At 69.6% G+C, this 13,468-nt stretch carries 9 protein-coding genes; 7 read left to right on the top strand and 2 right to left on the bottom strand.

Features of this window, described 5'->3' with window-relative positions:
* Window positions 1-38: 38 nt before the first annotated feature.
* The 3 genes from ACLFA2_RS10755 (at window position 39) to ACLFA2_RS10745 (ending at window position 3,387) form a co-directional block, all read left to right on the top strand.
* A complete protein-coding gene (locus tag ACLFA2_RS10755) occupies window positions 39-1,211 on the top strand; it encodes a benzoate/H(+) symporter BenE family transporter (RefSeq protein WP_426621277.1) in 1,173 nt (390 codons plus the stop codon).
* 206 nt (window positions 1,212-1,417) lie between these two features.
* A complete protein-coding gene (locus ACLFA2_RS10750; RefSeq protein WP_021201738.1) occupies window positions 1,418-2,302 on the top strand; it encodes an ABC transporter ATP-binding protein in 885 nt (294 codons plus the stop codon).
* Window positions 2,299-3,387 carry an ABC transporter permease gene (locus tag ACLFA2_RS10745; RefSeq protein WP_021201737.1) on the top strand — a complete coding sequence of 363 codons (1,089 nt, stop codon included), beginning with the start codon at window positions 2,299-2,301 and terminating at the stop codon, window positions 3,385-3,387. Before ACLFA2_RS10750 ends, ACLFA2_RS10745 begins: the two co-directional genes overlap by 4 nt.
* 147 nt (window positions 3,388-3,534) lie before the next feature.
* Here ACLFA2_RS10745 and ACLFA2_RS10740 read toward each other — a convergent pair whose 3' ends face one another.
* Window positions 3,535-7,020, bottom strand: a complete 3,486-nt coding sequence (locus ACLFA2_RS10740; protein WP_426621276.1) for a proline dehydrogenase family protein — start codon at window positions 7,018-7,020, stop codon at window positions 3,535-3,537.
* A 147-nt stretch (window positions 7,021-7,167) separates the two neighbouring features.
* On the opposite strand from ACLFA2_RS10740, the gene ACLFA2_RS10735 reads away from it, so the two are divergent.
* The 4 genes from ACLFA2_RS10735 to ACLFA2_RS10720 all read left to right on the top strand — a co-directional run bounded on the left by ACLFA2_RS10735 (window position 7,168) and on the right by ACLFA2_RS10720 (window position 11,153).
* On the top strand, window positions 7,168-8,076 hold the full coding sequence (locus tag ACLFA2_RS10735; protein WP_426621275.1) for a LysR family transcriptional regulator: 909 nt from the start codon (window positions 7,168-7,170) through the stop codon (window positions 8,074-8,076).
* Between the two features lie 140 nt (window positions 8,077-8,216).
* On the top strand, window positions 8,217-8,804 hold the full coding sequence (locus ACLFA2_RS10730; protein ID WP_426621274.1) for a nitroreductase family protein: 588 nt from the start codon (window positions 8,217-8,219) through the stop codon (window positions 8,802-8,804).
* A gap of 71 nt (window positions 8,805-8,875) precedes the next feature.
* Window positions 8,876-10,633 (top strand): excinuclease ABC subunit UvrA, encoded by a 1,758-nt coding sequence (locus ACLFA2_RS10725; protein ID WP_426621273.1) that lies wholly within the window; start codon window positions 8,876-8,878, stop codon window positions 10,631-10,633.
* A gap of 13 nt (window positions 10,634-10,646) precedes the next feature.
* Complete coding sequence (locus ACLFA2_RS10720) at window positions 10,647-11,153, top strand: ATP-binding cassette domain-containing protein (protein ID WP_426621272.1); 507 nt, start codon at window positions 10,647-10,649, stop codon at window positions 11,151-11,153.
* A gap of 101 nt (window positions 11,154-11,254) precedes the next feature.
* On the opposite strand, the gene ACLFA2_RS10715 is transcribed toward ACLFA2_RS10720, so the two are convergent.
* Window positions 11,255-13,465 carry an ATP-dependent Clp protease ATP-binding subunit gene (locus ACLFA2_RS10715; RefSeq protein ID WP_021201732.1) on the bottom strand — a complete coding sequence of 737 codons (2,211 nt, stop codon included), beginning with the start codon at window positions 13,463-13,465 and terminating at the stop codon, window positions 11,255-11,257.
* Window positions 13,466-13,468: the final 3 nt, after the last annotated feature.

The following is a 13,468-nucleotide window of genomic DNA, read 5'->3' as shown; positions in this document are numbered from 1 at the left end:
CCGCGGCGCCCCTCCGTCTCCGCGATACCCTCGGAGCCATGCCCGAAGCCGCACCCCTGTCCCGCCCGATCCTGGCGGGGGTGGTGACGGCACTCGTCGGATTCACCAGCTCGTTCGCGGTGGTGCTGACCGGGCTCGACGCGGTCGGGGCGAACGCGGCGCAGGCGGCGAGCGGGCTTCTCGCGGCCAGCCTCACGATGGGTCTGGCCTGCGTGGTGCTCGCATGGCGGTATCGGATGCCGATCACGGTCGCCTGGTCGACTCCGGGAGCCGCCCTGCTCGTCGCCACGGGCACCGTCGAGGGTGGATGGCCGGCAGCGGTCGGCGCTTTCCTGGTGACCGCCGCACTCATCCTGCTCACCGCGCTGTGGCCGGCCCTCGGCGCGCTGATCGCCCGCATCCCTCCGTCGATCGCGCAGGCGATGCTCGCCGGCGTGCTGCTGCCCCTGTGCCTTGCCCCGATCACCGGGATCGTCGCGAACCCCTGGGGCGTGGCGCCGGTCGTGCTCACGTGGCTGGTGTTCGCGCGCCTCGCACCGCGCTGGGCGGTGCCACTGGCCTTCGTCGCCGCCGCCGTCGTGGTCGCGGTGTCGCTGACGATGGAGCATGCGACCTTCGACCCCGCGCTGCTGCTCCCGCGCCTCGAGTTCACTGCACCCACGTTCACGGTCGGCGCGCTCGTCGGCCTCGCACTGCCGCTGTTCATCGTGACGATGGCGTCGCAGAACGTGCCGGGCGTCGCGATCATGCGCAGCTTCGGATACGAGGTGCCGTGGCGTCCCGCCATGCTGGTCACCGGGGTCGGCACGGCACTGGGAGCGACGGCGGGCGGGCACGCCATCAACCTCGCCGCCATCAGCGCGGCACTCGCCGCCTCGCCGGATGCCGACCCCGACCCGAAGAGGCGGTGGGTCGCCGGGGTCTCGACCGGGGCCTCATACCTCGTCCTCGCGGTCTTCTCGGCCGCCTTCGCCGCTCTGGTGGTGCTCGCGCCGACGGCCGTGATCCCGGCCGTCGCCGGTCTGGCGCTGTTCGCCGCGTTCGGCTCATCGGTGCAGCAGGCGATCGACGAGCCGGGCGAACGGATCCCCGCCGTGGTGACCTTCCTGGTGGCCGCATCCGGGATCGCCGTGCTCGGGGTCAGCGCCGCGTTCTGGGCCCTCCTCGCCGGACTCCTCGTCCGCACGGTGCTCCACACTCCCCGCCCCTGATACTCCCCCCCACCCCTCACCGCGAGTGCACCGCTTCTCGTCGAGTGCACGACTTGTCCGCGTCTCCATCCCGTGCATTCGGCGAGATCCCGTGCACTCGGCGAGATCCCGTGCACCCTCCCCCGCACGGGTGATCCCGCAGAGTCCGCCGTGCGGGGGATGCCGCAGTCGGGCGCGCTCCGTAACGTGAAGGCATGACCACAGGAATGCTCGAACTCTCCGGCATCACCAAGAGCTACGGCTCTCGGCGCGTGCTCGATGACGTGTCCTTCACGGTCGCCCCCGGGCGGCTGACGGGCTTCGTCGGCGGCAACGGCGCCGGCAAGACCACCACCATGCGGATCGTGCTGGGGCTGCTGTCGTCGGACGGCGGCCGTGTCGACCTGGACGGCGCTCCGCTGACGACCGCCGACCGCCGCCGCTTCGGCTACATGCCCGAGGAGCGCGGCCTCTACCCGAAGATGAAGGTGCTTGAGCAGATCGTCTACCTCGCCCGCCTGCACGGCTTCGGCAAGCAGGAGGCCACGGAGCGCGCGACCGCCCTGCTCACGGAGCTCGGGCTCGGCGAGCGGCTGAACGACACCATCGAGTCGCTCTCGCTCGGCAACCAGCAGCGCGCGCAGATCGCCGCGTCGCTCGTGCACGACCCCGAGGTTCTCATCCTCGACGAGCCGTTCTCGGGCCTCGACCCGCTCGCGGTCGACGTGGTCGCGGGAGTCCTGCAGGCCAGTGCCGCCAAGGGCGCATCCATCTTGTTCTCCTCCCACCAGCTCGACGTTGTCGAGCGCCTGTGCGACGACCTCGTCATCCTCGCGGGCGGCACGATCCGCGCGGCCGGTTCCCGAGACACGCTGCGCGCCGAGCATGCCCGCGACCGGTACGAGCTCGTCTCGGCCGGCGACGCCGGATGGCTGCGCGCCGAGCCCGGCGTCACGGTCGTCGACTTCGAGGGCGGGTACGCGCTGTTCGACGCGGACGGCCCCGAAACGGCGCAGCGCGTGCTGCAGTCGGCCGTGCAGCGTGGCGACGTCGCCAGCTTCGCCCCCAAGCATCCGTCCCTCGCCCAGATCTTCAAGGAGGTCATCCAGTGAGCGCCCCCACCCCCGTCCGCGCCTCGAACGGCATCTGGCTCGTCGCCGAACGCGAGATCGGATCGAAGCTGCGCAGCAAGGCGTTCCTGATCTCGACCGGCATCCTGCTGGTGCTCGCGCTCGCCGGTATCATCCTCGGTGGTTTCGCGAGCAAGAACACCGATGCGATGCCGGTCGCAGCGACCGCGGAGACCGCCTCCGCCGTCTCCTCCATCCCGAACGTCGAGGTCACCACGGTCGCCGACCAGGCTGCAGCCGAACAGCTCGTGCGCGACGACAAGGTCGACGCTGCGGTGCTCCCGGGCGATGGCCCCTCGGGCTACACGATCGTCGCGCTGCAGGAGGCGCCGGGCTCACTCGTCGCGGCCCTGTCGATCACTCCCGAGGAAGTGATCCTGGAACCGGCGACCACCAACCCGCTGCTGCGGTACTTCATCGCGATCGCCTTCGGTCTGGTGTTCATGATGGCAGCGGCGACGTTCGGCGGCACGATCGCACAGAGCGTCGTCGAGGAGAAGCAGACCCGCGTGGTCGAGGTGCTGCTGTCGGCCATCCCGGCGCGCACACTGCTCGCGGGCAAGGTGATCGGCAACACGGTGCTGGCGATGGGGCAGATCCTCGCCCTGGCGGCCGTGGCCACGATCGGGTTGATCGTCACAGGTCAGCGCGAGGTGCTCACGACGCTCGGGGCGCCGATCATCTGGTTCGCGGTGTTCTTCCTGTTCGGCTTCATCCTGCTGGCGGCGATGTTCGCGGCTGCGGCCTCGATGGTCTCCCGCCAGGAGGACATCGGTTCGACGACCACCCCGATCACGATGCTGATCATGGCCCCGTACATCCTGGTCATCGTCTTCAACGACAACCCGCTGGTGCTGACGATCATGTCGTACGTGCCGTTCTCGGCGCCTGTCGGCATGCCGATGCGCCTGTTCGTCGGCGAGGCCCAGTGGTGGGAGCCGCTGCTGAGCCTGGTGATCCTGCTCCTCAGCTGCGTCGCGGCGATCGTCATCGGCGCCAAGATCTACGAGAACTCGCTGCTGCGCATGGGATCCCGGGTCAAGCTCTCCGAGGCGCTGCGCGGCTGAGGCTGCGTACCCAGCCACCCGCCACCCGCCCGCCCGTGCAAGGGTGCGAAAACGGAGACGATCATGCTCGTCGTCCGCGTGTCGGCACATGACACGCGGACGGCCGCATCGATCGTCTCCGTTTTCGCTTCCGGGAGCGAGCCCGGGTCAGATCACGCCGTCGGCGAGGGTGGTCGGGTTGCCGAAGCGGTGGTTCGTGATCGATACGGCCTGCTCGTGCAGGAACGGCAGCATCTCCACTCGGCCGGCACCGGTCACGGCGTGCGACCAGACCGCCACATCGGGGCTTCCGTCGAGCGCCTCATGCAGGGCCGCGGCGTCGCCGCCGACCAGCCGTACGCGGTGCCACGAGTTCGCCGCCTTGGCGTAGCGCTTGGTCCACGCCGCGTCCGACTCGTGCTTCACGGTCACACCGTGCGCACGCAGCGCCTTCTCGATGCGTGCGGGCAGGGCCGGTGCCGACACCGTGAACGGGCTGCCGCTGCGCAGGGCGGCCGCGAGCACGCGGACACCGTCGACCAGCGGCGCGCTCTCGCCGATGCGCACGTCGACCGCGACCGGACGGTAGCGGAAGAGGTTGCGCTCGACCCCGAGCCCGGACTTGTCGCTCACCGCGCCGAACTCGTCGACCCAGGCGCGCTCGTCGGATGCGGCGGCGCGGTGCAGCCACTCGGCCTCGGCCGTGTCGACCTCGGAGGCCGTCGCGTCCAGCAGTGCGCCGACCGCGGGCACGACGGCCGCGCTCGGGGCGGCGGCCGGAAGCTCGGCCGGGGTCCACTCGCCGAGACCGAAGAGGTAGTTCGGGCCTCCGGCCTTGGCGCCCGCTCCGACGGCCGAGCGCTTCCAGCCACCGAACGGCTGACGCTGCACGATCGCGCCGGTGATGCCGCGGTTCACGTACAGGTTGCCCGCCTCGACACGGTCGAGCCAGGTGGCGACCTCGTCGGAGTCGAGCGAGTGGATGCCGGCGGTCAGGCCGTAGTCGACAGCGTTCTGCAGGCGCAGCGCCTCGTCCAGGTCCTTCGCGTGCATGATGCCGAGCACCGGCCCGAAGAACTCGGTGAGGTGGAAGTACGAGCCCTCGCGCACGCCGGTCTTCACACCGGGCGTCCACTGCTTTCCCTCGTCGTCGAGCTTGCGCGGCTCGACCAGCCAGCGCTCGCCCTTCTCGAGCTTCGTGAGCGCGGTGAGCAGCTTGCCGTTCGCCGGCTCGATGATCGGGCCCATCTGGGTGGCGGGGTCATCGGGCAGGCCGACGCGCATCGAGGTCACGGCATCCACCAGCTGACGCTCGAATCGCTTCGAGTCGGCGACGGATCCGACGAGGATCGCCAGCGACGCTGCGGAGCACTTCTGCCCCGCGTGGCCGAACGCGCTGCGAGCCACGTCGGCGGCCGCCAGGTCGAGGTCTGCCGAGGGCGTCACGATGATCGCGTTCTTGCCGCTGGTCTCGGCGAGCAGCGGCAGGTCGGCGCGGAACGAGCGGAACAGCTGCGCGGTCTCGTACGCCCCCGTGAGGATCACGCGATCCACCGCAGGACCGGCCACGAGGCGCGTACCGAGGTCGCGCGAAGCGAGGTCGACGAGCGCGAGCAGGTCGCGCGGCACACCGGCGGCCCACAGCGCCTCGACCATCACCGCGCCGCAGCGCTGCGTGAGCTTCGCGGGTTTGATGATGACGGCCGAACCCGAGGCCAGACCCGCGAGCACCCCACCCGCGGGGATGGCGACGGGGAAGTTCCACGGCGGCGTGACCACGGTGACCTTCGACGGCACGAAGTCGGCACCCGACACGGTCTCGAGGTCTTTCGCGCGCTCGGCGTAGTAGTGCGCGAAGTCGATGGCCTCGCTGATCTCGGGGTCGGCCTCGGCGATGGTCTTGCCCGCCTCGTGGGCCATGATCTCGATGAGCTGACCACGGCGCGCGGCGAGCTCGTCTCCCGCGCGATGCAGCACGGCAGCGCGATCAGCGGCAGGGAGCGCTGCCCACTTCTCGGCGGCGGCGGTCGCTGCGGAGAAGATGCCGTCGAGCTCGGCATCCGTCTCGACCTTGGCGATCGCGATGGTGTCGAGGCCGAGCGTCGAGCCCACCGAGCGGCTCAGGATCTCGCGGCCCCATGCACGGTTCGCGGCGATGGCCGGATCGGTGTCGGCCTGGTTCTCGAAGCCGGTGGTGGTTCCGGAGGGCGCCTCGGCGTCGGAATCCAGAACGGTACGGTCCTGCACGCGGTGGGGGCCGGGGACGAATCCCGCCTCATCGGTCGCGAGCGCGGCCAGCGAGCGCTCGAAGCGCTCCCGCTCGCGGGTGAGCAGCGTCGGGTTCGAAGCCAGCTCGAACACGGCCGACATGAAGTTCTCGGGGCTGGCGTTCTCTTCGAGGCGGCGCACCAGGTACGCGATCGCGACGTCGAACTCGGCCGGGTTCACGACCGGCGTGTACAGCAGCAGGCGGCCGACGTCCTTGCGGACGGCCTCGGCCTGCCCGGTCGCCATGCCCAGCAGCATCTCGTACTCGACGAGCGGATCGGCGCCGGACGGGTCGGCGAGCCCACGCGCCTGGGCGAGCAGCCAGGTGTAGGCGATATCGAACAGGTTGTGGCCGGCGATGCCGATGCGCACGGCGTCCAGTCGCTCCGGGGTCATGGCCCAGTCGAGCACCCGCTTGTAGTTGGTGTCGGAGTCCTGCTTGGTGCCGTAGGTGGCGAGCGGCCAGCCGTGGATCGCCGCGTCGACCTCTTCCATCGCCAGGTTCGCGCCCTTGACGACGCGCACCTTGATCGGCGCTCCGCCCTTGGCACGGCGGGCGGCGGCCCACTCCTGCAGGTGCTGCATGGCACCGAGGGCGTCGGGCAGGTAAGCCTGCAGCACGATGCCGGCTTCGAGGTTCTCGAGCCCCGGCTGGTCGAGGATGCTCGTGAAGGCCGCGATCGTCAGGTCGAGGTCGCGGTACTCCTCCATGTCGAGGTTGATGAACTTGGCCTTGCCCTTCGCCTCGGCCTTCGCGGCGAGCTCGTAGAGCGGGGTCAGCTTCTCGACGACATCGGCCACGGCCTCGTCGAACGACCACATCGACAGCTGGCTCACGACGCTGGAGACCTTGATCGACACGTAGTCGACGTCGTCGCGGGCGAGGAAGTCGCGGGTGCCCTGCAAGCGGTGTCCCGCTTCGCGCTCGCCGAGCACGGCCTCGCCGAGCAGGTTGAGGTTGAGCCGGTTGCCACTCTTGCGCAGCTTCGCGATCGCGGGGCCGAGCTTGGAGGGCGTGGCGTCGAGCACGAGGTGCCCGACCATGGCGCGCAGCACGCGACGCGAGATCGGCACGACCACGCCGGGGAGCTTCGGCGCCCAGAAGCCGCCCGTCTTGATCGCGGCGCGCAGGTAGCCGGGCAGCAGCGACGGGGTGATGTCGCTCAGCTCGGCGAGCTTACGGCCGGCGACGCGCAGGTCTTCCGGACGCATCACGCCGTCGACGAAGCCGACCGTGAACGCGAGTCCGTTCGGGTCCTTGAGCACCTCGGACAGGCGCTGGGCGGCGGGCTCGACGGGGTGGGTCTCGCTCTCGACGAGCCAGCGCTTCACCAGGGCGGCGACGTCTTCGGTGCGGGGGGTGGTGGTGTCGGCGGCGACAGGCATCGGTGGGACCTTCCAAGAGAGCGCACACCGGGTTTTCGTGTGCGGGCTGGTTCATTGTCCTGCCGCTCGGTAGGCTCCGTCTATCAACCGATTTGCGTGGATTCTGTTCATTCAAGCTGAACAATATCCGCAGAGCAAGGGACCACTGTGCTGGACGTCAACAGACTGCGGATGCTCGTGGAGCTCTCGCGCCGCGGAACGCTGTCGGCAGTAGCCGACGCCCTCTCGTACAGCAAGGCCTCGGTGTCGCAGCAGCTGAGCGCCCTGGAGCGGGATGTGGGTGTGCCGCTGCTGCGACGCGTGGGGCGTGGAGTGCAGTTCACGCCCCAGGGGAACGTGCTCGTCGCGGAGGCCATCGGCATCCTCGATCAGCTCGAGCACGCCGAGGTCGCCGTGGCCGAATCGCTCACCGAGGTGACCGGGACCGTGGGCATCGCGGTGTTCCAGTCGACGGCGCACTCCCTGCTCCCGCGGGCTCTCGAGGCTCTCAAGGACCGACATCCGGCCCTGCGCGTCGAGGTCACCGAGTGCGATCCGGAGACCGGGCTGGTCGGGGTGTCCAGCCGCGACTTCGACCTGATCCTCGCCGAGCAGTACCCGGGGCACACCCGACCGATCCACGCCGACCTCGACCGGGTGATGCTCGCGCACGATGCGATCGCGCTCGCCCGACGGCCCGGAGCACCACGGCATGCGGATGCGCTCGCCGAGCTCTGGTCGACGAGCGAGGAGCCCTGGGTGCTCGAACCCGCCGGCACCGCCTCCCGCGCCTGGGCCGAGCAGCTCTGCCGCACCGCGGGGTTCGAGCCCGACGTGCGCTTCGAGATCGCCGACCTCACCGCGCACGTGCGGCTGATCCATGCCGGGCTCGCGGTCGGATTGCTGCCGGAGCTCGTCTGGGCGGGCGACACCCCGACCGTCGATCTGGCACCCCTCCCCCACGAACCGCGGCGCGAGATCTTCTCCTCGGCACGGCGGGTGTCGGCCGATGCCCCCTCGATCCGCGCGGTGCGCAGTGCGCTGGCCGACGCGGCGTCGCACAATCTCCCGGTCTGAATGCACGACCTCCCTCTCCGACCGAACGCCGTCCGGCGCCGACACGGAGGAATCCCCGGGAATATGCATGCACATGCATCTGTTGGCACCCGTATACCCGGACGAAGGAGTCCGATCCCCTCCTTCCGAAAGGCACCTCTGTGAGCACTCCCGTCATCGACCGCACCGCACCGACCGAGCACCCCGTCCTCGACGTCCTCGCCGGCCGCTGGAGCCCCCGCGCCTTCGACGCGCAGAGCTCGATCGACGAGGCCAAGCTCGCCACCGCTCTCGAGGCCGCCCGCTGGACGCCGTCCGCCAACAACACGCAGCCCTGGCGCTTCATCGTCGCCCGTCGCGGCACCGCGCTGCACGCGCAGGTCGTCGACGCCCTGATGGGCTTCAACCAGGCCTGGGCGGGCAACGCGGCCGTGCTCGTCGTCGCGATCGCCGAGACGGCCACGGCCGACGGCACCCCGATCACGCATGCCCTCTACGACCTCGGCCAGGCGGTCGCGCACTTCTCGGTGCAGGCACATCACGACGGCCTGGTCGTGCACCAGATGAGCGGCTTCGATCCCGAGGTCGTCCGCGAGTTCGCCGACCTCGAGGAGCGCTTCGCGCCCTTCACGGTCTTCGCCGTCGGCGAGTTCGGCGACATCGAGGCTCTGCCCGAGGTGCTGCAGGAGCGCGAGGTCGCTCCGCGCGTACGTCGCCCGATCGCCGAGACGGTCATCCTCAGCGCCTGACCTCCGCGCTCTCGACACCTCTGCACCGACGGGGCCTCCGGATTGTCCGGGGGCCCCGTTAGCGTGTGCGGATGGACCTCCTCCGCATCACCGGCGCGCGGACGAACAATCTCCGCGACGTCTCCGTCGACGTTCCCAAGAAGCTGCTGACCGTCTTCACCGGCGTCTCGGGTTCGGGCAAGTCGTCCCTCGTGCTCGACACGATCGCCGCCGAGGCGCAGCGACTCGTCAACGACTCCTATTCGACCTTCATCCGTGCCCGGCTGCCGCAGATGCCCGCACCCGACGTCCAGGCCATGGACGGGCTGACCTTCACGGTCCTGATCGACCAGCGCCGGTTCACGGGCAACGCGCGCTCGACCGTGGCGACCGCGACCGACCTGGCATCGCTGGTGCGCCTGGTCTTCTCACGCGTCGGCGAGCCCTCCGCCGGCTACTCCCCCGCCTACTCGTTCAACGACCCGTCCGGCATGTGCCCGACCTGCGAAGGCCTCGGCACGGTGTACGACATCGACATCGACGCGCTGATCGACCCCGAGAAGAACATCGACGAGGGACCGGTCCGGTTCAGCCTGTTCCGCCCCGGGGTGTACCGGTGGAAGCGCTTCGCGTACTGCGGACTGTTCGACCGCCAGAAGCCGCTCAAGGACTACACGGCCGAGGAGATGGACCAGTTCCTCTACGCCGACAAGCTCAAGCTCGACGACCCCGATCCGCGGTTCCCGCAGAGCGCCCGGTTCGACGGGGTGATCACGCGCATGCGCGATGTGTTCCTGAAGCAGCGCCCGGTGAAGATGTCGGCCTCGGTGCGCGAGGAGCTCGACCGGCTCGTGACACATCACATGTGTCCGGACTGCCGCGGTGCGCGGGTCAACGAGGCGGCGCGATCGAGCCTCATCGACGGACGCTCGATCGTCGACTGGATGAAGATGCCGGTGTCCGACCTGCATGCTCTGCTCGACGAGTTCGACGATCCCCGCGTCGCCCCGGCCGTCGACGGTGTCCGCCACGTGCTCGATGCCCTGCTCTCGGTCGGCCTCGGCTATCTCACACTCGACCGCGAATCGGGCACGCTGTCCGGCGGCGAGGCTCAGCGCGTCAAGATCGTGCGCCACCTCGGCAGCGCCCTCACCGACGTCACCTACGTGTTCGACGAGCCCAGCACCGGATTGCACCCCGCCGACATCCAGCGGCTGGTGGCCCTGCTGCAGCGGCTGCGCGACGCCGGCAACACCATCCTCGTCGTCGAGCATCATCCGCAGGTGATCGCGGTCGCCGATCACGTCGTCGACCTCGGGCCGGGGGCGGGCTCCGGCGGCGGCATCGTGCAGTTCGAGGGCACCCCCGTAGCGCTCCGCGCCGCCGACACCCTCACGGGGCGTGTGCTCGCCGAGCCACTGACGATCCGTGCGACGACTCGGACTCCCTCGGGCCGCGTCGCCGTGCGGAATGCGCGCGCGCACAACCTCCGCGGGTTCGACGTCGACATCCCGCTCGGCGTGCTCACCGCCGTCACAGGGGTCGCGGGGTCGGGCAAGAGTTCCTTCGCGACCGCCGAGCTGCCGCGCCAGCACCCGGAGTTCACGGTCGTCGGGCAGGACCCGCTGCGGGGCGGAGCGCGGTCGACGACGCTGAGCATGCTGCGTATCGCCGACACGGTGCGCGAGGTGTTCGCAAGCTCCTCAGGGCTCGATGCCTCCTGGTTCAGCTTCAACTCCCGTGGGGGGGTGCCCCACCTGCCGCGGCCGTGGACACATCACGACCGAGCTCGCATTCCTCGACGACGTCTCCCTCCCGTGCGATGCCTGCGGAGGGCTGCGTTTCAATGAGACCGCGCTCGGCGTGCAGGTCGACGGCTCCTCGATCGCCGACGTGCTGGCGTCGACGCCGGCCGAGGTCAGCGCGCTCTTCTCCGACCACCCGGACGTGGTCGACGCGCTGGACTGGGTGCAGCGCACCGGCCTGAGCTACATCCCGGTCGGACGCTCGCTCGACACCCTCTCCGGCGGCGAGAAGCAACGGCTGCTGCTGGCCCGGCACCTCAGCGAGCCGCAACGCGATCGCGCCGACCGCATCATCCTCGACGAGCCGACCTCAGGACTGCATCCGACCGACGTCGACACCGTCAACGCCCTCTTCGACGACCTGCTCGACGAGGGGGCGACGCTGGTCGTGGTCGAGCACAATCTGCGCGTGGTCGCCCGCGCCGACCACGTCGTCGACATCGGTCCGGGTGCCGGTTCCGATGGCGGTCAGCTGATCTTCACCGGCACTCCGGCAGAGATCTCGGGCGACGACGACTCCCTCACCGGTCGGGCGCTCGCGGCAGCGTCTCGCCCGCACCCCTGAAGCAGGGCGCATCAGACGGGCAGAGGGGCCCGTGGATCATCCACGAGCCCCTCTGCTGTGCGTCTCAGCTCAGCCCTTGAGCAGCTCAGTCCTCGAGCAGCTCAGTCCTCGAGCAGTTCGGCCTCGATCACGTCGTCTTCCTCCGGCTCGGGGTCGGGCGTCGTCGAGGTGAGCACGAGGCCCGCCCCGTCGGCGGCCACGTCGACCCGCACGGTGTCGCCGTCGTGCACGTTGCCCGAGAGCAGCGCGGTGGCGAGCTTGTTCTGCACCTCGCTCTGGATGAGGCGGCGCAGCGGTCGCGCACCGAACATGGGGTCGTACCCGCGCTCGGCGAGCCAGGCCCGCGCATCGGGGGTGACGGCGAGTGTGAGGCGACGGTCGCGCAGCCGGTCGTGCAGCTGGTCGACCGAGAGCTCCACGATCTGGGCGAGGTCGTCCTCGCTCAGGGCCGAGAACATCACGATGTCGTCGAGTCGGTTCAGGAATTCCGGACGGAATGCCTGCCGCACGAGGGCCATGACCTGATCGCGCTTCTCATCGGGTGCGAGCACCGGGTCGATGAGGATCGGCGATCCCAGGTTCGACGTGAGGATCAGGATCACATTCGAGAAGTCGACCGTGCGCCCCTGACCGTCGGTCAGGCGACCGTCGTCGAGCACCTGCAGCAGCACGTCGAACACCTCGGGGTGGGCCTTCTCGACCTCGTCGAGCAGGATCACGCTGTACGGGCGACGTCGCACGGCCTCGGTCAGCTGACCGCCCTGCTCGTATCCGATGTATCCGGGAGGGGCGCCGACGAGTCGCGAGACCGAGTGCTTCTCGCCGTACTCCGACATGTCGATGCGCACCATGGCGTGCTCGTCGTCGAAGAGGAACTCGGCCAGCGCCTTGGCCAGCTCGGTCTTTCCGACACCGGTGGGGCCGAGGAACAGGAACGATCCGGTCGGCCGACCGGGGTCGCTGATACCCGCACGCGAACGGCGCACGGCATCCGATACGGCCTTCACGGCGTCCTTCTGACCGATCAGGCGCTTGCCGAGCTCCTGCTCCAAGTGCAGCAGCTTCTCGCTCTCGCCCTGCAGCAGACGCCCGACAGGGATACCCGTCCACGCGGCGATCACGGCGGCGATGTCCTCGTCGGTGACCTGTTCGTTGACCATGCGGGGTTCCGCCGGCGTCGCAGCCTCGGCCTGCTCGGCCTCGGCGATGTCGCGCTCCAGACGCTTGATGGTCTCGTACTCCAGCTTCGAGGCCTTCGTGTAGTCGGCGTTGCGCATGGCGAGGTCGCGCTGGGTGATCGCGTCGTCGAGCTGCTTCTTCAGCTCACCGACCCGGTTCAGCCCCTGCCGCTCTCGCGCCCACCGGGCCTCGAGCTCGGCGAGCTGCTTCTCCATGCCGACGAGTTGCTCGCGCAGGGCACTCAGACGCTCCTTGGAGGCGGCGTCCTTCTCCCGCTTGAGCGCGAGCTCTTCGAGCTTCATGCGGTCGACCTGGCGCTTGAGCTGATCGATCTCGACCGGAGACGAGTCGATCTCCATCTTCAGCCGCGACATCGACTCGTCGATCAGGTCGATCGCCTTGTCCGGAAGCTGGCGCGCGGGAAGATAGCGGCTCGAGAGCGCGGCGGCGGCGACGAGGGCGCTGTCGGAGATCGTGACCCCGTGGTGGGCCTCGTAGCGACCTTTGAGTCCGCGGAGGATCGCGATCGTGTCCTCGACCGAGGGCTCTCCGACGTAGACCTGCTGGAAGCGGCGCTCGAGGGCGGCGTCCTTCTCGATGAACTCGCGATACTCGTTGAGAGTGGTCGCGCCGATCAGGCGCAGTTCACCGCGGGCCAGCATGGGCTTGAGCATGTTGGAGGCCGCGACCGACCCCTCGCCGCCGCCGGCACCCATCAGCACGTGCAGCTCGTCGATGAACGTGATGACCTGTCCGTCGGACTCGGTGATCTCCTTGAGCACCTGCTTCAGCCGCTCCTCGAACTGCCCGCGGTACATCGCGCCGGCCACGAGGGCGGAGATGTCGAGGGTGACCAGCTCCTTGTCCTTGAGGGACTCGGCGACATCGCCCGCGACGATGCGCTGGGCGAGTCCTTCGACGACGGCGGTCTTGCCGACGCCCGGCTCACCGATCAGCACGGGGTTGTTCTTCGTGCGGCGGGTGAGCACCTGACTGACGCGACGGATCTCGCTGTCTCGTCCGATCACGGGGTCGAGCTTGCCCTCGCGGGCGCGGTCGGTCAGGTTGATGCCGAACTGCTCGAGGGCGGACTGCTGCTCTTGGTTCTGGTTGCCGGTCTGCGGGGTGGTCATGCG

This window comes from Microbacterium sp. As-52 (assembly GCF_049949185.1).
In the GTDB taxonomy this organism is placed as follows: Bacteria; Actinomycetota; Actinomycetes; order Actinomycetales; family Microbacteriaceae; genus Microbacterium; species Microbacterium maritypicum_A.
This window is presented reverse-complemented; position numbering and strand designations above follow the sequence as displayed.

Bases quoted from the DNA above. Each gene is read 5' to 3' on its own strand.
- ACLFA2_RS10755 (WP_426621277.1), top strand. From the start codon at position 39: ATGCCCGAAGCCGCACCCCTGTCCCGCCCGATCCTGGCGGGGGTGGTG.
- ACLFA2_RS10750 (WP_021201738.1), top strand. From the start codon at position 1,418: ATGCTCGAACTCTCCGGCATCACCAAGAGCTACGGCTCTCGGCGCGTG.
- ACLFA2_RS10740 (WP_426621276.1), bottom strand. From the start codon at position 7,020: ATGCCTGTCGCCGCCGACACCACCACCCCCCGCACCGAAGACGTCGCC.
- ACLFA2_RS10725 (WP_426621273.1), top strand. From the start codon at position 8,876: ATGGACCTCCTCCGCATCACCGGCGCGCGGACGAACAATCTCCGCGAC.
- ACLFA2_RS10715 (WP_021201732.1), bottom strand. From the start codon at position 13,465: ATGACCACCCCGCAGACCGGCAACCAGAACCAAGAGCAGCAGTCCGCC.